This is a genomic window from Propioniciclava sp. MC1595 (assembly GCF_017569205.1).
GTDB lineage: Bacteria > Actinomycetota > Actinomycetes > Propionibacteriales > Propionibacteriaceae > Propioniciclava.
This window is the reverse complement of record NZ_CP071870.1, coordinates 2,197,631-2,215,724: the sequence shown is the minus strand read 5'-3', so window position 1 is coordinate 2,215,724 and position 18,094 is coordinate 2,197,631. Positions and strand designations below refer to the sequence as shown.

The 18,094-nt window shown below is 69.9% G+C and carries 16 protein-coding genes; 9 read left to right on the top strand and 7 right to left on the bottom strand.

Annotation, left to right across the window (positions count from 1 at the left end; all coding sequences use genetic code 11):
• The first annotated feature begins 17 nt into the window (after nucleotides 1-17).
• Entirely contained in the window at nucleotides 18-890 is an 873-nt protein-coding gene (locus tag J4N02_RS10515; protein WP_188332797.1) for a polyphosphate kinase 2 family protein, read from the top strand.
• Nucleotides 891-956: 66 nt separating this feature from the next.
• Here the strand turns inward: J4N02_RS10515 and J4N02_RS10510 are convergent, their stop codons facing one another.
• Entirely contained in the window at nucleotides 957-1,946 is a 990-nt protein-coding gene (locus J4N02_RS10510) for a malate dehydrogenase (RefSeq protein ID WP_188332798.1), read from the bottom strand.
• 132 nt (nucleotides 1,947-2,078) lie between these two features.
• Between J4N02_RS10510 and J4N02_RS10505 the strand changes: the two genes are divergently transcribed.
• Complete coding sequence (locus J4N02_RS10505) at nucleotides 2,079-3,362, top strand: histidine phosphatase family protein (protein WP_208090932.1); 1,284 nt, start codon at nucleotides 2,079-2,081, stop codon at nucleotides 3,360-3,362.
• Nucleotides 3,363-3,450: 88 nt separating this feature from the next.
• On the opposite strand, the gene J4N02_RS10500 is transcribed toward J4N02_RS10505, so the two are convergent.
• The 4 genes from J4N02_RS10500 to J4N02_RS10485 all read right to left on the bottom strand — a co-directional run bounded on the left by J4N02_RS10500 (nucleotide 3,451) and on the right by J4N02_RS10485 (nucleotide 7,503).
• A complete protein-coding gene (locus J4N02_RS10500) occupies nucleotides 3,451-5,082 on the bottom strand; it encodes a cation acetate symporter (RefSeq protein ID WP_243760779.1) in 1,632 nt (543 codons plus the stop codon).
• Nucleotides 5,079-5,507: a DUF485 domain-containing protein gene (locus tag J4N02_RS10495; protein WP_182815713.1), complete on the bottom strand. Its 429-nt coding sequence runs from the start codon at nucleotides 5,505-5,507 to the stop codon at nucleotides 5,079-5,081. Before J4N02_RS10495 ends, J4N02_RS10500 begins: the two co-directional genes overlap by 4 nt.
• Before the next feature lie 159 nt (nucleotides 5,508-5,666).
• The gene (gene purU, locus J4N02_RS10490) at nucleotides 5,667-6,515 is read right to left on the bottom strand and encodes a formyltetrahydrofolate deformylase (RefSeq protein ID WP_188332799.1); all 849 of its coding nucleotides are present in this window, start codon (nucleotides 6,513-6,515) and stop codon (nucleotides 5,667-5,669) included.
• Nucleotides 6,516-6,558: 43 nt separating this feature from the next.
• Nucleotides 6,559-7,503, bottom strand: a complete 945-nt coding sequence (locus tag J4N02_RS10485; protein WP_223202164.1) for a patatin-like phospholipase family protein — start codon at nucleotides 7,501-7,503, stop codon at nucleotides 6,559-6,561.
• Nucleotides 7,504-7,588: 85 nt separating this feature from the next.
• On the opposite strand from J4N02_RS10485, the gene glf reads away from it, so the two are divergent.
• Genes glf through J4N02_RS10465 form a run of 4 tightly spaced genes read left to right on the top strand, consistent with a single transcriptional unit; the run spans nucleotide 7,589 to nucleotide 12,378 of the window.
• Nucleotides 7,589-8,776: a UDP-galactopyranose mutase gene (glf, locus tag J4N02_RS10480; protein WP_188332800.1), complete on the top strand. Its 1,188-nt coding sequence runs from the start codon at nucleotides 7,589-7,591 to the stop codon at nucleotides 8,774-8,776.
• Nucleotides 8,773-10,767, top strand: coding sequence for a glycosyltransferase (locus J4N02_RS10475; RefSeq protein ID WP_188332801.1), 1,995 nt, complete (start codon nucleotides 8,773-8,775; stop codon nucleotides 10,765-10,767). Before glf ends, J4N02_RS10475 begins: the two co-directional genes overlap by 4 nt.
• A gap of 10 nt (nucleotides 10,768-10,777) precedes the next feature.
• Nucleotides 10,778-11,647 carry an ABC transporter permease gene (locus J4N02_RS10470; RefSeq protein WP_243760778.1) on the top strand — a complete coding sequence of 290 codons (870 nt, stop codon included), beginning with the start codon at nucleotides 10,778-10,780 and terminating at the stop codon, nucleotides 11,645-11,647.
• On the top strand, nucleotides 11,647-12,378 hold the full coding sequence (locus J4N02_RS10465) for an ABC transporter ATP-binding protein (protein WP_188332803.1): 732 nt from the start codon (nucleotides 11,647-11,649) through the stop codon (nucleotides 12,376-12,378). The genes J4N02_RS10470 and J4N02_RS10465 overlap by 1 nt, the downstream gene beginning before the upstream one ends.
• A gap of 1 nt (nucleotide 12,379) precedes the next feature.
• Here J4N02_RS10465 and J4N02_RS10460 read toward each other — a convergent pair whose 3' ends face one another.
• Both J4N02_RS10460 and J4N02_RS10455 read right to left on the bottom strand, forming a co-directional pair.
• Complete coding sequence (locus J4N02_RS10460; protein ID WP_243760777.1) at nucleotides 12,380-13,213, bottom strand: glycosyltransferase; 834 nt, start codon at nucleotides 13,211-13,213, stop codon at nucleotides 12,380-12,382.
• Entirely contained in the window at nucleotides 13,206-14,174 is a 969-nt protein-coding gene (locus J4N02_RS10455) for a glycosyltransferase (protein WP_188332804.1), read from the bottom strand. The genes J4N02_RS10460 and J4N02_RS10455 overlap by 8 nt, the downstream gene beginning before the upstream one ends.
• 39 nt (nucleotides 14,175-14,213) lie before the next feature.
• On the opposite strand from J4N02_RS10455, the gene J4N02_RS10450 reads away from it, so the two are divergent.
• From J4N02_RS10450 to J4N02_RS10440, 3 genes are all read left to right on the top strand, one after another.
• Nucleotides 14,214-15,548, top strand: a complete 1,335-nt coding sequence (locus J4N02_RS10450) for a hemolysin family protein (protein WP_182815731.1) — start codon at nucleotides 14,214-14,216, stop codon at nucleotides 15,546-15,548.
• A 34-nt stretch (nucleotides 15,549-15,582) separates the two neighbouring features.
• Entirely contained in the window at nucleotides 15,583-16,794 is a 1,212-nt protein-coding gene (locus J4N02_RS10445) for a phosphotransferase family protein (protein WP_182815733.1), read from the top strand.
• A 132-nt stretch (nucleotides 16,795-16,926) separates the two neighbouring features.
• Nucleotides 16,927-18,018, top strand: a complete 1,092-nt coding sequence (locus J4N02_RS10440; protein WP_188332805.1) for a BMP family protein — start codon at nucleotides 16,927-16,929, stop codon at nucleotides 18,016-18,018.
• The last annotated feature ends 76 nt before the right edge of the window (nucleotides 18,019-18,094 follow it).

The following is an 18,094-nucleotide window of genomic DNA, read 5'->3' as shown; positions in this document are numbered from 1 at the left end:
TGCTGCAGACTGGGGGGATGGCAGCCAAGGACCTGTGGACCACCGATCCCCGCGACGCCCTGCGCGTCGGACCCGACTTCGACCTCGCCTCGTTCGACCGCAACGGCCAGCCCGGCTGGGACGGGGACAAGGAGGACGGCGAGGCGTACCTCCCCGAGCGCGGGGAGGAGATGTCCGACCTGCAGGAGCGCCTGTTCGCCGAGGGGCGCGAGGGCGGCACCCGCTCGGTGCTGCTCGTCCTGCAGGGCCTCGACACCGCGGGCAAGGGCGGCATCGTCCGCCACGTCATGGGCATGGTGGACCCGCAGGGCGTGGCGCTGGCATCCTTCGGCGTCCCGACCGAGGAGGAGCGCGCCCACCACTACCTGTGGCGCATCGAGAAGAAGCTGCCCCCGGCCGGCCGCATCGGCGTGTTCGACCGCAGCCACTACGAGGACGTGCTCGTGGTGCGCGTCGACGAGCTGGTGCCCGAGGACGTCTGGCGCGCCCGCTACGACGAGATCAACGCCTGGGAGAAGAAGCTGGTCGAGGGCGGCACCACGATCATCAAGGTCGCCCTCATGGTCTCCTACGCCGAGCAGGGCGAGCGCCTCATGGAGCGCCTCGAGCGCCCCGACAAGCACTGGAAGTTCAACCCCGGCGACCTGGACACCCGCAGCAAGTGGCCGGCGTTCCAGGAGGCGTACTCCGACGTGTTCCGGCTTACGTCGACCGACCACGCGCCGTGGTACGTCGTCCCCGCCGACAAGAAGTGGTATTCCCGGCTCGCGATCACCGAGATCCTGACCCGCACGCTGGAGGACCTGGACCCGCAGTGGCCCGTCGCCGACTTCGACGTCGAGGAGATGAAGAAGGCCCTGCTGGCCACCGGTGAGGACGCCCCCGCCTGAGTCCGCCCCCCCCACAACGCACTGTGGCGCGCCCCGAGGGGCGCGCCACAGGTGGTTGGAGGAGGCTCAGATGAGGCCGAGCTCCTTGACCGCGGCCTGCTCGTCGGCCAGCTCGGCGACGGAGGCGTCGATCTTGGCGCGCGAGAACTCGTTGACCTCGAGGCCCTGGACGATCTCGTACTGGCCGTCCTTGACCACGCACGGGAACGAGGAGATCAGCCCCTCCTGGACGCCGTAGGAACCGTCGGACGGCACGGCCATGGAGACCCAGTCGCCCTCGGGGGTGCCCAGCGCCCAGTCGCGCATGTGCTCGATGGTCGCGTTCGCGGCCGAGGCGGCGGACGACGAGCCGCGAGCGGCGATGATGGCGGCGCCGCGCTTGGCGACGGTCGGGATGAAGTCGTTCTCCAGCCACTCCTGGTCACCCACGGCCTCGGCGGCGTTCTTGCCGGCGACCTCGGCGTTGAACAGGTCGGGGTACTGGGTCGCGGAGTGGTTGCCCCAGATCGTCATCTTCTTGATGTCGGTGACGGGGACATTCAGCTTCGCGGCCAGCTGCGAGATGGCGCGGTTGTGGTCGAGGCGGGTCAGGGCGTTGAAGCGCTCCTTGGGGATGTCGGGGGCGTTGCTCATCGCGATCAGCGCGTTGGTGTTGGCCGGGTTGCCGGTCACCAGGACGCGGATGTCGTCGGCGGCCACGTCGTTGAGGGCCTTGCCCTGCGCGGTGAAGATCGCGCCGTTGGCGGACAGCAGGTCGCCGCGCTCCATGCCGGCGGTGCGCGGGCGGGCGCCCACGAGCAGCGCCATGTTCGCGCCGTCGAAGACCTTGGTGGGGTCGTCGCCGATCACGACGTTGGACAGCAGCGGGAACGCGCAGTCGTCGAGCTCCATGACGACGCCCTCGAGCGCCTTCAGGGCCGGGGTGATCTCGAGGAGGCGCAGCTCGACGGGCTGGTCCTTCCCGAGCAGCTCGCCGCTGGCGATGCGGAACAGGATGCTGTAGCAGATCTGGCCGGCGGCACCGGTGACGGCAACCTTGACGGGTGCATTGCTCATGAGATTCCTCCACTTTGAAGACGGCTTCGGGGCAGGCCCTGTGCACCCTGAACCTAGCATCCACCTCCCTCCCGAATCACCTTCGCGTGGGCGGCCACCATCCGGCCCGAGGGGCGTGAATAGGGTGGGTGCATGCGCCTCTACCTCGTCCGCCACGGCCGCACCCCGAGCAACGTCGCCCGCCTCCTGGACACCGCCGTCCCGGGCGCCGACCTGGACGCCGTCGGGCTCGCCCAGGCCGACACCCTCGTCGAGCGTCTGGCCGGCCACCGGGTGGACGCCGTGTACGCGTCCGACCTGGTCCGCACCCAGCAGACCGTCGCGCCCCTGGCCGCCGACCGCGGGCTTGACGTGACCGTGCTCGGCGGCCTGCGCGAGATCCAGGCCGGCGAGGACGAGATGTCGCCGCTGTGGGAGCGCTACGTGGGCTCGTTGCGGTCCTGGGGCGAGGGCGACCGGTCCGCGAAGGTGCCCGGGGGCGAGGACGCGGTCGAGTTCTTCGACCGCTACGACGCCGCCGTCGGCGAGATCGCGGCGGCCGGGCACGACGCCGCCCTGCTGGTCAGCCACGGCGCGGCGCTGCGGATGTGGATCGCCGCACGCGTCGGGGGCATCGACCTCGCCGAGGTCGTCGGCCGCCGGCTGGGCAACACCACGGTCGTGACGCTCGAGGGGAGCCCCGAGGCGGGCTGGACGTTCGTGGACTGGGACGAGGTCGACGAGCCCGACGAGTGGCCGGCGTCCCCGACCCCGACCCCCGAGCTGGTCGAGCTCACCCGGGCCGAGGCGTCCGCCGGCGCTCCCGGGTGGCGCCTGCTGCTCGGCGCGCTGCACCTCACCACCGACTGGCCGACCCCCGCGGACGCCGTGGCCTTCGTCGCCGCCGTCGCCGAGCAGGCCGAGGCGCTGGGCCACCACCCCGACGTCGACCTCCGCCACACCCGGGTGCACCTCGCCGCGCGAACGCACGACGTGGGGGCCGTCACGCCCCTGGACGTCGAACTGGCCAACCGGGTCTCGGTGCTGGTCCACCAGCGCGGGGGACGTCCGGTCGCCGCCGCCCTGACGCAGGTCGAGATCACGATCGACACCATGGACGCCGCCACGATCATGCCGTTCTGGGCCGCGGTGCTGGGCTACGAGCCGGTCGAGGACGACGAGCTGGCCGACCCGCAGCGCCTCGGGCCGCGCGTGTGGTTCCAGCAGCTCGACGAGCCGCGCCCGGTCCGCAACCGGATCCACCTCGACGTGGCCGTGGCGCACGACGAGGTGGAGGGCCGCATCGCGCGCGCCCTGGCCGCGGGCGGGCGCCTGGTCTCCGACGACCACGCGCCGGCGTTCACGATCCTGGCCGACGCCGACGGCAACGAGGCCTGCCTGTGCACGTGGCAGGGGCGCGACGCCGAGGCCGACTGAGCCCACGGCGTCCGAAACGCCCCCGACAACCCCGCAGGGCCGCGACGACACGTGGTCGTCGCGGCCCTGTGGGTGAGTGGGGCCCGACTCAGTGGGCGATGGCCCCGTCGGCGCCGGCACCGGTCATGGAGCGGACCTCCATCTCGGCGGCCTTGCCGCGGTCCGACACCTCCTTGCTCAGGACGGTACCGAGCCAACCGGCGAAGAACGCCAGCGGGACGGACACGATGGCCGGGTTGTCGTACGGGAACCAGGCGAAGCTGGCGCCCGGGAACATCGCGCTCGCCAGCGGCTCGGCGCGCCCGATGGGCGTGGAGACCGCGGGGGAGAAGATGATCAGGCCCAGCGAGCTGATGAGACCCGCGTAGATGGACCAGAGCGAACCCTGGGTGTTGAACCGGCGCCAGTACAGGGAGTACAGGATCGACGGCAGGTTCGCCGAGGCGGCGACCGCGAAGGCCAGCGCCACGAGGAACGCGATGTTCATGCTCTTGGCGAAGATGCCACCGAAGATCGCCAGGGCACCGATCACGATGACCGTGTTGCGGGCCACCTTGACCTCGGCCGCGGGGTCGGCCTTGCCGTCCTTCATGACCGAGTTGTAGATGTCGTGGGCGAAGGAGGCGGACGCGGTGATGGTCAGGCCGGCGACGACCGCGAGGATCGTGGCGAAGGCCACACCGGCGATGACGGCCAGGAAGACCTGGCCACCGATGCCCTCACCGGGCAGGAAGTACGCGAGGGCCGGGGCGGCGGCGTTCGCCTTGCCGGGCAACTTGGCGATCTCGGCCTGGCCGCCGGGCACGATCGCCGCGGCGCCGTAGCCCAGGACCAGGGTGAACAGGTAGAACGCACCGATGAGGCCGATGGCCCAGGTCACGGACTTGCGGGCCTCCTTGGCCGTGGGCACCGTGTAGAAGCGCATCAGCACGTGGGGCAGACCGGCGGTGCCGAGCACCAGGGCGATCGAGAGCGAGATGAAGCCGATCGGGTCCTTGTACTTGTCGCCGGGGGCCAGCATCTGCGGGTGGTTGTTCTTGGCGACGGCCTCGCCCATGACGGCGTCGAGGTTGAAGCCGAACCGGGCCAGCACCCAGACCGACATGATGCCGGCGCCGGCGATCAGCAGCACGGCCTTGATCATCTGCACCCAGGTGGTGCCCTTCATGCCACCGATCATCACGTAGAGGATCATCAGGATGCCGACGATGACGATGACGATGTTCTGCGCCATCTCACCCGACAGGCCGAGCAGCAGCGACACGAGGCCACCGGCGCCGGCCATCTGGGCGAGCAGGTAGAAGAACGAGATCGCGAGGGTCGAGAAGGCGGCGGCGAGGCGGACGGGCTTCTGCTTCATGCGGAAGGAGAGCACGTCGGCCATGGTGTACTTGCCGGTGTTGCGCAGGGGCTCGGCGACCAACAGCAGTGCGACGAGCCAGGCGACGAGGAAGCCGATCGAGTACAGCAGGCCGTCGTAGCCGTTGAACGCGATGGCGCCGGCGATGCCCAGGAACGAGGCGGCCGACAGGTAGTCACCGGCGATGGCGAAGCCGTTCTGGGTGCCGGAGAAGGAGGCGCCGCCGGTGTAGAACTGGCCGGCCGCCTTGGACTGCTGCGCCGTGACACGGATGACGACCGTCAGGGTGCCCACGACGAACAGCGCGAAGATGATGATGTTGAAGATCGGGTTGCCGAGCGTCGTCTCGAGGAGGATCACTGGGCCGCTCCTTCCAGGCGCTCACGGATGCGGGACGAGATCGGGTCGAGCTTGGTGTTCGCGTGGCGGATGTAGAGCCACGTGATCAGGAACGTGGTGACGAACTGCATCAGGCCGAGGAAGTGGCCCAGGTTGAAGTGGGCCATGCCCAGGAACGGCTGCGACATGAAGTCCTTGGCGTACACCGAGGCGAGAACGTACGCGAAGTACCACGCGAGGAAGGCGATGGTCATCGGGAAGGCGAAGCCGCGGAACGTCTTGCGGAGCTGTTCGAACTCCTCGGACTCCTGCACCTCGATGAACGCTTGCTCAGAGATCTTGGGCTTGGCCTGCCCACCGCTCAATTCGGGAAGTGGGTTGTGGCTGGGAGGAAGGTGGGCCTCCGTGTCGCCCGAGTAACCGGGTGACGGGTTGTGGTCAGTCATGGAACCTCCGTTGGTCAGACCTGCCGACAGGCTGGCAGCCGCACCCTAACGCCCGGGCGGACAGAGTCGTCAATACCACTACACAACGTCGGATTCAATCGTTGTCTTTTCGTGATGTTACTCGACATCAAGTATCTCAGCGTCGAGGCACTTCAGTCTTCAACGGAAGATGACCGTCCGGTTCCCGTCGAGGAACACGCGGTGCTCCGCATAGAGGCGCACGGCCTCGGCCAGGGTGCGGCTCTCCTGCTCCTGCCCCATGGCCACCAGTTCGGGGGTGTCCTTGGTGTGGTCGACCCGGGTCACGTTCTGCTCGATGATCGGCCCCTCGTCGAGGTCCTGGGTCACGAAGTGCGCGGTGGCCCCGATCAGCTTCACGCCGCGGTCGTGCGCCTGCCGGTAGGGGTTGGCGCCCTTGAACCCCGGCAGGAAGGAGTGGTGGATGTTGATCGCGCGGCCGGCCAGCGCGGCGCACAGGTCGGGGGAGAGGACCTGCATGTACCGGGCCAGCACCACCAGCTCGATGTCCTCGGCCTCGACGCGGTCCAGGACGGCGCGCTCGAAGTCCGCCTTCGTCTCGGGCAGCACGACGTGCTCGCTGAAGGGGACGCCGTAGAACGTCGCCAGCGGGCGCAGGTCGGGGTGGTTGGCCATCACGCCGGTGAGTTCGACGGGCAGCAGCCCCGAGCGCTGGCGGAAGAGCAGGTCGTTGAGGCAGTGGGCGGCCTTGCTGGCCAGGACCAGGGTGCGGCGGGGGCGTCCGACCTCGTCGAGGTGCCACCGGGCCTGCAGGTAGGCGGCCAGCGGCCGCACCGACTCCTCGAACGCCGAGCGCTCGAAGCCCGACTGCACCTGGACGCGCATGAAGAAGCGCCCGGAGTCGGAGCTGAACTGCTGCAGCTCGGTGATGTTGCCCTGGGCGGCGGCGACGGCACCGGTCACCGCGTGCACGATGCCGGGCCGGTCGGGGCACTCCAGGGTCAACACCCAGTGGGACGAAGCGGTCACGCCCGCCGACTCTACCCTCCGGGACGAGGCGTGGGCGGGGGTGTCACAGACCGGCGGCGTCGAACACCTGCGCAGCCTTCTCGCGCCCGCGGGCGACCAGCTCGTTGGCCCGGTGGAAGTCGAAGGTGGAGGCGATGTCCTGCGGGAACTCGACCAGCACGTCCGGCGGGCTGGCCGCCATCCGGAAGCGCGTGATCAGCTGCTCGGCGGTCTCCAGCGACAGGGAGACCACGTCGGAGGTGCGCAGCCCCTTGGGCAGGGCCTCGAAGTCGAAGTCGCGGGGGGCGGGCTCGTCCACCTCGGTGAACCGCGCCGCCCACCACTGCCGGACGCCGCGCAGGGTGTCCGAGTCCAGCACGCTCCGCAGGCGCTCGGTGAGCTCGCCGAGCATGCCCTCGGTCTCGGCGGCGGCCGTCACCGGGCGCGTGCTGGTCTGTTCGTTCGCACGGCGTCCGGACAGCGACACCGCGACCGTGCGATCCGCCGGCGCACCCAGCAGGGCGTCGACGGGCACGGGGTTGAGCAGGCCGCCGTCGGCGAGCAGGCGTCCGCCCACCACCACGGGCGTGAACACGCTCGGGATGCCGATGGAGGCGCGCATCGCGGTGACGACTGAGCCGCGCTGGAACCACACCTCGCGGCTGTGCGTCAGGTCCGTGGCCACGGCGGTGAAGGGGATCGGCAGCTCCTCGATGCGTGCACCGTCGAGGATGGCGGCCACCCGCTCCATGACCCGCTGCCCCCAGAAGACGCCCGGCCCGGTGAAGGCCGGGTCGAGCAGGCGCAGCAAGTCGGTCTGGCGCAGGGTGCCCACCCAGTCGGTGTAGTCCTGCAGCCGACCGGCCGCCTCCAGGCCGCCGATCACCGCGCCCATCGAGGTGCCCGAGATCGCCACCACCTCGTGGCCGCGCGCGTGCAACTCGTCGAGGACGCCGATGTGGGTGTAACCGCGTGCTCCGCCGGAGCCGAGGGCGAGTGCGATCCGCATGCCGCCAGCGTACGTGCGCCCCGATGCGGCTACAGTGAGGCGAGTTGGACGCCATCGACTCGACCAGGAAGTGGGCACAGGAGAAGTGACAACAGATCTCGTCGTCGTAGGATCGGGCTTGTTCGGACTCACCATCGCCGAGCGGGCCGCGAATGACCTGGGGCTCAAGGTCACGATCATCGACCGCCGCCGCCACATCGGGGGCAACGCGTACTCCGAGGCTGAGGAGCAGACAGGTATCGAGGTGCACCGCTACGGCGCCCACCTGTTCCACACCAGCAATGCGCGCGTCTGGAACTACGTCAACCGGTTCACGACCTTCACCGACTACCAGCACAAGGTCTACACGCGCCACAAGGGCGAGGTGTACCCGATGCCGGTGAACCTGGGCACGATCAACCAGTTCTTCCGTGCGGCGTACAGTCCGGCCGAGGCGCGGGCGCTGATCGCCGAGCAAGCCGCCGAACTCGGCGACAAGGTGCCCGAAAACTTCGTCGAGAAGGGCATCAGCCTGATCGGGCGTCCGCTGTACGAGGCCTTCATCATGCACTACACCGCCAAGCAGTGGCAGACCGACCCCGAGCAGCTCGAGGCGTCCATCATCAGCCGCCTGCCGGTGCGCTACACCTACAACAACAACTACTTCAACGACACGTGGGAGGGCCTGCCCACCGACGGCTACACCGCGTGGCTGGAGCGCATGGCCGACCACCCCAACATCGAGGTGCGGCTCGAGACGGACTTCTTCGACCCGGCGCAGGAGGTCAACCGCGACAACGTGCGCGGCAACGTCCCGGTCGTCTACACCGGCCCGGTCGACCGCTACTTCGACCACTGCGAGGGCGAGCTGAGCTGGCGCACGGTGGACCTGGAGGAGGAGGTGCTCCCGATCGAGGACTTCCAGGGCACCTCGGTCATGAACTACCCAGACCCCGACGTGCCGTTCACGCGCATCCACGAGTTCCGGCACTTCCACCCCGAGCGCGACTACACCAAGGACGCGACCGTCATCATGCGCGAGTACAGCCGCTTCGCCGGCCGCGACGACGAGCCGTACTACCCGATCAACACCGACGCCGACCGCGCGGGCCTGCTGCGCTACCGCGACCGCGCCAAGGCCGAGCCGCATGTCCTGTTCGGTGGCCGCCTGGGCACCTACAAGTACCTGGACATGCACATGGCGATCGGCTCGGCGCTGTCGATGTTTGACAGTAAGATCCGGCCCCACTTCGCCGAGGGCGCCAAGCTCGAGAGCGGGGGTGTGGACGCATGACGGAGTCCGTCTCGTACATCTCGCCGCTCAACTCCAGCCGGGGGGCGGGGGATCGCCCGTCGCTGCGGGCGGTGGCGCGGGTGATGTTCCCCACCGCCGCCGATGTGGACGCCGCGCTGCTGTACGTGGACGGTCCGAAGTTGCCCGAGGTCGAGGGAGGTGACGGCGGCGCCGTCACGGTCCAGAGCGATGAGGTGCACCCCGACGACTTCCTGTCCGAGCGGTCCCTGCGGGTCCGCCCCGGCGCCAGGGTGTCGCTGGGGTCCTACTTCAACGCCTTCCCCGCCTCGTACTGGAAGTGGTGGACGTCGCTCGAGGAAGTGTTCCTGCGCGTGCGCACGACCGGCGCCGGCACGGTCATCGTGTTCCGCAGCAACGCCCGGGGCCAGGCCCAGCGCGTGGAGAGCCAGCGGGTGGAAGGCGATTCGCAGCTGGAGTTCAGCCTCACGCTGGAGCCGTTCAATGACGGAGGTTGGTACTGGTTCGACCTCGTCGGCGGCGAGGACAGCCTGGTCCTGGAGGAGGCGGCCTGGCTCGTGTCGGCGGCGATCGCCCCGGTGGGCACCGTCACGTTGGGGATGACCACGTTCAACCGACCCGACTACGCCGTCGCCAATGCCCGATCAATCGCGGCGTCCACCGACCTGCGCGAGGTCCTCCATGAGATGCTCATCGTGGACCAGGGCACGCAACTGGTGCAGGACGAGCCCGACTACGACCAGGCCATGACCGAGATGCGAGGGCGCCTGCGCGTGATCCGCCAGGGCAACATGGGCGGCTCCGGTGGTTACTCCCGCGGCATGTACGAGACGCTGCAGGGCAACGCCGACGGCGCACGCAGCGACTACTTCATGACGCTGGACGACGACATCAAGGTGGACGCAGAGTCGATCCTGCGTGCCTGTGCCTTCGCCGACCACTGCCGGGTGCCGACCATCGTGGGGTCGCACATGTTCGACCTCTACAACAGGACGCTGCTCAACGCGTTCGCCGAGGTCGTGGACCCGTACAGCTTCAAGTGGGGCCCGATCAAGGGGCTGGGCCAGATCGACTTCGCGGAGCGCGGCCTCCGGTCGCGACGCGACCTGCACCGGCGCTGGGACGCCGACTACAACGGGTGGTGGATGTGCCTCATCCCCGTCACAGTGCTGGAGGAGATCGGCCTGTCACTGCCCGTCTTCATCAAGTGGGACGACTCGGAGTACTCCCTGCGTGCCCGCGAGGCCGGGTTCCCCACGGTCAGCCTGCCGGGCTCGGCGGTCTGGCACGTGTCGTGGGCCGACAAGGACGACGCGGTGGACTGGCAGGCGTACTTTCACGCGCGGAACCGGTTGATCGCGGCGCTCCTGCACTCACCGTTCTTCAAGGGTGGGCGCATGCTGCGGGAACTGTTGATGACCGAGACGAAGCACACCATCGCCATGCAGTACTACGCCGGTCGGCTCGTGCTGGACGGGATCTCGGACGCGCTGGAGGGCCCCGAAGGCCTGCACGACCAGATCGTCACGGCTGCGGCCCAGGCGCGGGGCAAGAAGAGCGATTTCCAGGAGGCTCGCGTCACAAAGGACCTCGCGTCGCTCCCACCGGTCCGCACCGAGAAGCCGCGGCGGCGACGGGAGGCGAAGCCGCCGGCGACGCCGGCCCTCATCCCGTGGACCCTCGCGACGGTGGCCCGGCAGGTGCTGGTGCAGCCCCGCGAGCTGTCCCGGGAGCACCCCGAGACGGTGGTGGCGCACATGGACAACAAGTGGTACTGGATGCCGCGCTTCGACTCCGCCCTGGTGACCAGCGCCGATGGAGCGGGCGCGTCGATCTACCAACGCGATCCGTCCCAGGTCCGTCAGCTGACCGCCGAGAGCCTGCGGATCCATGCGGAGCTCTTCCGCCGCTGGGAGTCGTTGGCCAAGCGCTACCAGCAGGCCCTGCCGAGCATCACGTCCCCCGAGGAGTGGGCCAAGACCTTCGAGCGCAACGCCGTCGATGGGCAGTGACACCTCCCTGGTGACCACTGAGCTCACACCGCCCGGCCGTGGGCGGGGCCTGCTCGACGTGGTGCGCAACCGCTACCTGCTCAGCCTGATAGTCCGCAAGGAGGTGCAGGTCCGCTATCGCGGGTCGGTGCTGGGGATCCTGTGGAGCTACATCAAGCCGGCGGTCCAGTTCGTCGTGTTCTACATCGCCATGGGCGTCTTCCTAGGACTCAACAAGGGCATGGAGAACTACGCCGTCTACCTGTTTTCCGGCATCGTGGTGATGAACTTCTTCAACGAGGCGTTCGGCAACGCCGCCCGCTCGATCGTGGGCAACGGGCACCTGATCAAGAAGATCTACCTGCCGCGCGAGCTCTTCCCGGTGTCCTCGTTGTGGGTCGCGGTGGTGCACTTCATCCCGCAGTTGGCGGTGTTGCTGGTGGCCTGCCTCCTGTTCGGGTGGCGGCCAGGCCCGCTGCACATCGCAGCCATCGTCTGCGGCTTCGTGCTCATCGGACTCTTCTCACTCGGTCTGGGGCTGTTGTTCACGACGGCGAACGTGTTCTTCCGTGACGCCGAGAACATCGTCGACCTGATCGCGATGGTGGCCACGTGGGCGTCCCCGGTGCTCTATCTGTGGACGATGGTGCGCGACGCCACAGCCGAGGCGGGCGTCCCGTGGGTGGTCGACCTGTACCTGACCAATCCCTTGACGGTCGCCGTGGAGCTGTTCCACTACGGATTCTGGGTGCCGACGACCGACCACCACGGTGCCTGGACGGTGCCGCCGCACCTGTTCAGCGTCTGGACGCCGGTGGCGCTCGTCGGGTCGGTGCTGCTGCTCCTGCTGGGCGAGGTGGTCTTCCATCGCCACGAGGGCCACTTCGCCCAGGAGTTGTGATGGGTGACGTGATGGTGCGCCTGACCGGCGTCAGCAAGGAGTTCGTGCTGCGGCACACGCGTTCGATGAAGGAAGCCCTCGTCTGGCTCGTGAAGGGCCGCAAGGGTGACCTGTCCGCCAAGTTCAAGGCACTCGACGGCGTCGACCTGGAGATCACCAGGGGCGAGACCGTTGCGTTGCTCGGCTTCAACGGCTCGGGGAAGTCGACCACGCTCAAGCTGATCTCGGGAGTCATGCGCCCGGACGCCGGCACGGTGGGCGTGCGCGGACGCGTCGCGGGGCTCATCGAGGTGGGCGCGGGGTTCCACCATGACCTGCCCGGGCGCGAGAACGTCTACCTCAACGGGGCCACCCTCGGGATGACCAAGGAGGAGATCGACGCGAGGTTCGACGAGATCATCGCGTTCTCCGAGATCGGTGAGTTCATCGACACCGAGGTGAAGTTCTACTCCTCGGGCATGTACCTGCGCCTCGCCTTCGCGGTCGCGGTGCACACTAACCCCGACGTGTTCCTCGTCGACGAGATCCTGGCCGTCGGTGACGAGCCCTTCCAGCGCAAGTGCATCGCCCGGATCAAGGAACTGGTGGCCGCCGGCAAGACGCTCGTCGTCGTCTCCCACGACCTCGACCTGGTCTCCGACATCTGCCAGCGCGGCGTTGTCATGGAGAAGGGTCGCAAGGTCTTCGACGGCCCCTGCCGCGAGGCCGTCGACTTCCTGCGCCACCGCTGATTCAGCGGCGGATCATCACCCGGTAGGCGGGCTTCCGCAGCCCGGCCGGGACGATGCGGTAGCCGCCGCGCACGGCCACATTGCGCACGAACTGGGCCGGCGTGGTGAACCCGGCCCGGAGGAAGCGCCACTGGAGCCGCAACTCGCTGGCCAGCATCCCGCCGCCGCCGCGGCGTCCGTATGCCCCGGCGCCGACGCGATAGAGGACGAGCGGCTCGGCCAGGTTGGCCACCCGCGCGCCAGCGGCGACCATGCGGGCGAACAGCCAGTAGTCCTCCATCTTGTCGAGGTGCTCGTACCCCCCGGCGGCAGCCACGGCCGAGCGCCGGTACACCACGGAGGGGTGGTTGAACGGGTCGCGGAAGCGCGCCATCTCGGCGATCTCGGACGCCGCGGTGGGCAGGGTGCGCGTCACGCCGGGCAGCGACTCGTCGGACTCGAACTCGGTGATCGCGCTGCCCAGCAGGTCCAAGCCGTCGGCGACGAGCGGGATCTGGCGCTCGAAGCGCTGGGGGAGCGAGACGTCGTCGGCGTCAGCCCGCGCCACGACCTCGTGGCTGCATGCGGCCAGGCCTGCCTCGAGGGCTCGGGCCAGGCCCACGTTCTCGGGCAGCGGCACGAAGCGGACCGGGACGCCGCCCGACAGGCGGCCCGCACCGAGGTCGTCGAGCGCCGCCGTGAGGCTGGGACCAACAGGACCGTCCACGACGACCACCAGCTCGGCGGGGCGCAACGTCTGGTCGAGGGTCACCGAGGAGACTGCCCGGCGGAAGAACGCGGCGTTGTCGCCCCGGTAGACCGGCAGCAGCACGCAGAAGTCGCCGACCTCAGGCACGATTCGCACCTCGCTCGATGGCGGCAACGTCCGCAGCGACGGGGCTGGTAGCGAGCACCTCGACCGTCGACCGGGGGGCGTGGACAGCCTGGCTGAGCCCCTCGCGTCCGTACCCCGCCAGCGCACGGCGGTCGCCGGAGCGGGCCAGCATCCGCGCCCAGCGCACGGCCGTCGACCCGGCGTAGAGGGCGCGGTCGACCGGGCCCAGGGCGTCCGAGCGGGTGAACACCCACAGCTTGTTGCGGACCTCGTTGGTGAAGCGCGGGCCGGGGTCGGCGTCCGAGCTGCCGAACACCTTGGTGAGGTGGTAGACCCGCGAGGCGGGCACGTACAGGCCCACGCCGTCGCGCAGCAGGCGGGCGGTGTACTCGAAGTCGTCGTTCCAGAGGAAGTAGTCGGCCTGGGGCAGGCCGTGACGGCGGATCGCCTCGGCGTCGATGAGGATCGAGACGAAGGACGCCGAGCGGATCGGGTACGCGGCCCCGGCCATGCGCGCCGCGCCGCGCGCCACCCGCGACGAGCCGGGCCGCGGGCGCGGCCGGTTCATCGGGTGCTCGCGGCCGTCGGTCCAGTCCGCGCGCGACGCGGCGACCGTGACCCGCCCCGGGTGGCGTACCCGCGCCGAGACGAGTTCGGCCAGGGCGGTCGGGGTGGGCACGGTGTCGTCGTCCATCACCCAGACCAGGTCGGCGTCGTGGGAGGCGACGGCCCGGGCGATGCCCGCGGCGAAGCCGCCCGCGCCCCCGGTGTTGGTGGGCAGGGTGACGACCTCGGTCACTACGGGGTGGGCCCGAGCGAGGTCGGCAGAGTCGTCGGTGGAGGCGTTGTCGATGACCACGACCGCGTCGAGCGGCCGGGTCTGGGCGGCGAGTCCGTGGAGGGTCTGGGCCAGCAGGTCGCGCCGGTTCCACGCGACCACGACGGCCACGATGCGGGAGGTCCCCCGCGCGTCAACACTCATGCGGGGAACCCTAGCGCGGGCACCGCTAGGCTGGCCGCCGTGAGTCCGACGCTGTCGAACGTGTTGCTGATCTTCCTGTTCATCCTGATCGGCGGGGTGTTCGCCGCCGCCGAGATGGCCCTGGTGTCCCTGCGGGACAGCCAGGTGCGCGGGCTGGCGTCCAAGGGCAAGCGCGGCGGGACGGTGGCGAGGCTGGCGGCCGACCCCAACATCTTCCTCTCCGCGGTGCAGATCGGCGTCACCCTGTCGGGCTTCCTCGCCGCCTCGTTCGGTGGCGCCACGCTCGCCGAGGACCTGGCCCCCGTGCTCGTCGGGTGGGGCCTGCCCGAGGCCGCGTCCGGCACGCTCGCCCTGGTGCTCGTGACGGTCGCCATCTCCTACTTCTCGATCGTGCTCGGCGAACTCACCGCCAAGCGCCTGGCCATGCAGCGCGCCGAGACGTTCGCCCTGACGCTCGGGCCGCTGGTCAACGTGATCGCCACCATCACCCGGCCGGTCATCTGGTTCCTGGGCTTCTCCACCAACATCGCGGTCCGGCTGCTGGGCGGCGACCCCAAGGCGTCCCGCGAGGAGGTGACCGACGAGGAGCTCCGTGCCATGGTCTCCAGCTCGGCCACCCTCGGCGACGAGGAGCGCCAGATCGTGGACGAGGTGTTCGCCGCCGGCCAGGTCACGCTGCGCGAGGCGATGGTGCCCCGCACCGAGGTCGACTTCCTCGACGGTGACATGCCCGCGCACAAGGCCATCCGCCTGATCGCCGATGGCGCGCACTCCCGCTACCCGGTGGTCGGCCGCGACGTCGACGAGGTGCTCGGCTTCCTGCACATGCGCGACCTGTTCGACCTCGACCCGGCCGCGCGCCAGGCACCCGTCAGCCAGCTCGTCCGCCCGGTCAACGCCCTGCCCGGCACCGTCCGCATCCTGCACGCGCTGTCCGTGATGCAGGCGGCCGGCGACCACATGGTCATCGTCCGCGACGAGTACGGCGGCACCGCCGGCATCGTCACCATCGAGGACCTCGTCGAGGAGCTCATCGGCGACATCACCGACGAGTTCGACCTGGAGGACCCCGACGGCCACGCCGGCGGCGCCGACGAGCTGGACGGCCTCACCACGCTGGAGCAGTTCGCCGAGCGGTTCGACCTCGTCCTGCCCGAGGGCCCCTACGACACCGTGGCGGGCTGGCTCATGGCCGAGCTCGGCAGCCTGCCCCAGCTCGGGGACACCGTGGCCCGGGCGCTGCCGGCGGCCACCGAGGGCGACGCCGCGCCCCAGGACGTGGAGTTCACCGTCACCGAGCTCGACGGACGCCGGGCGGCCCGCCTGCGCCTCGAACGGCTCGGCGCGGGTGCGACAGGAGAGCCCATCCAGTAGCCTGCGCACGCACGGCGACGGTCAGGGGAGGGCTATGTCGAGCGACGACGGTGCCGCCCTGCTCACCTCCGAGGGGGTGGGTGGGCTGCTCAGCGCTGCCGTGACGCACGCGGGCGGCACGCTGGTCGCCTGGGCGCTCGACCACGTGGACGCCAACCCGAACCAGTCGACCACCGCCACCTACTCCGCGATCGTGGACTGGCCCTTCGGGCGCCGTGACGAGCTGCTGGGGGTGAGCGCGCGCGCCAACGGCCTGTCGGCGTCCGACAGCCGCGCCGAGATCTTCGCCGACGGCGACCGCGAGGTGGCCGTGTGGCTCTACCCCAACGACCCCGACCTGCCCGGCCTCGCGCGCGCCGCCTACCCCAGCTCGATGGCCGCCGTGCTGAACGCCTACAAGGCGCTGCCCGAGCCGATCGCCGCCGACCGCCTCGACCTCTCGATGGTGACCTACCGCCCGCGCCGCCGGGCGGTGCTGCGGGCGTCGGTGGCGGACGGCCCCACGTTCTTCGTGAAGGTGCTGCGCGAACGGCTGTTCCACGACGTCTCGCGCCGCCACAAGATGCTGCTGGACGCCGGCGTCCCGGCCCCGCCGATCGCCGCCGGGACGGCCGACTTCCTCCTCGTGCTGGGGGAATTGCCCGGCCGCCCGCTGGCCCGCGCGGTGTTCGACGCGACCCCGCCGTGCAGCGCCGAACAGCTCATCGACGTGCTGGATGCCTTCCCGGCCGGGGTCGCCGACCTCGAGCGGCGTCCGCCCTGGGCCGACTCGATCGACCACTACGCCCGCATGGTCGCCGCGGCGGTGCCCGCGGAGGAGGAGCGGTTGGGCCGGCTCGTCGCCCGCGTGCAGGCGGGGCTGGCCGGCATCCCGCCCGGGGACGAGCCCACCCACGGCGACTTCCACGAGGGGCAGGTGCACGTCGCCGACGGGCGGGTGGTCGGCATCCTCGACGTCGACACGATCGGTCCCGGACGCCGCGCCGACGACCTGGCCTGCCTCATCGCCCACCTCTCGACGATCCAGCGGATGAACGCCGAGCAGGAGGCCCGCGTGCACGGGCTGCTGCGCTCCTGGGTGCCGGTGTTCGACGAGCGGGTCGACCCCGTCGAGCTGCGCCTGCGGGCCGCCGCGGTCATCATCTCGCTGGCGACCGGGCCCTACCGCGGGCAGGAGCCGGACTGGGAGCGCGAGACGATCCGCATGGTGGATTCGGCCGAAGCCCTTGTCCGACAGGTGAGTTAACCTAATAACGAAGCTGTATCAACCACTCCGGAGGGCCATCCGGGGCAGGTGTTCGAGAGGGTGCGCCGGTTATGCTGCCCCTCAGCCCGGGTTCACAAAACCGGCTCGAGACACGTGCCTAGGAGGCATCAAGTGAAGAAGTCCCTCATCGGTTCCGGCCTGGCCGCCGCCCTGCTGCTGGCTGGCTGCGCCACCCCTCCTCCCGCGAACACGGCGGCCCCGTCCGCCCCGGCCGGCGGTGCCTCCACGGCCGCGGCCCCCGCTTCCGACTTCACCGCCTGCATGGTCTCCGACGCGGGCGGCTTCGACGACAAGTCCTTCAACCAGACCTCCCACAAGGGCCTGACGGACGCCGTCGCCCAGCTGGGTGTCAAGCAGAACGAGGCGCAGTCCAAGACGACCTCCGACTTCGCGACCAACATCGACCAGATGGTCAGCGCCGGCTGCAACATCGTCGTCACGGTCGGCTTCATGCTCGGTGACGCCACCGAGGCCGCCGCCAAGGCGAACCCCGACGTCGACTTCGCGATCGTCGACTACGCCTACGACGCCCCGGCCGAGAACCTCAAGGGCCTGGTCTTCAACACCGGTGAGCCCGCCTTCATGGCCGGCTACGTCGCGGCCTCGCTGTCGCAGACCGGCAAGGTCGCCACCTTCGGCGGCGCCAAGATCCCGAGCGTGACCGCGTTCATGGAGGGCTACGCCCAGGGCGTCAAGTACCACAACGAGAAGAAGGGCACCAACGTCGAGGTGCTCGGCTGGAGCTCCGAGACCCAGGACGGCCAGTTCATCCCCGGCGCGAGCCCCTTCGAGGACCTCGCCGGTGGCAAGCGCGTCGCCGACACCCTGGTCTCCCAGGGCGCCGACGTGATCCTGCCCGTCGCCGGCCCGGCCGGTGAGGGTGGCCTGCAGGCCGCCCAGGCCTCCGGTGGCAAGGTCGTCGGCATGTGGGTCGACACCGACGGCTACGTGAGCATGCCGTCCTACTCCTCGATCATCGCGACCTCGGTCGGCAAGGCCATGGACGTCGCCGTGTTCGAGGCCATCAAGGCGTCGAAGGAGGGCACCTTCAACAACGAGGTGTACGTCGGCACCCTCGAGAACGAGGGCGCCTACCTGGCCCCGTTCCACGACTTCGACTCGAAGGTCTCCGCCGAGACGAAGGCCGAGCTCGAGCAGATCAAGGCCGACATCATCTCCGGCGCGATCAAGATCGAGGCGTGACCCGCACCACCTGACACCGCGAGGGGAGGCCGAAACGGCCTCCCCTCGCGCGTCCCCCCATCCGCCACCGAGCCCC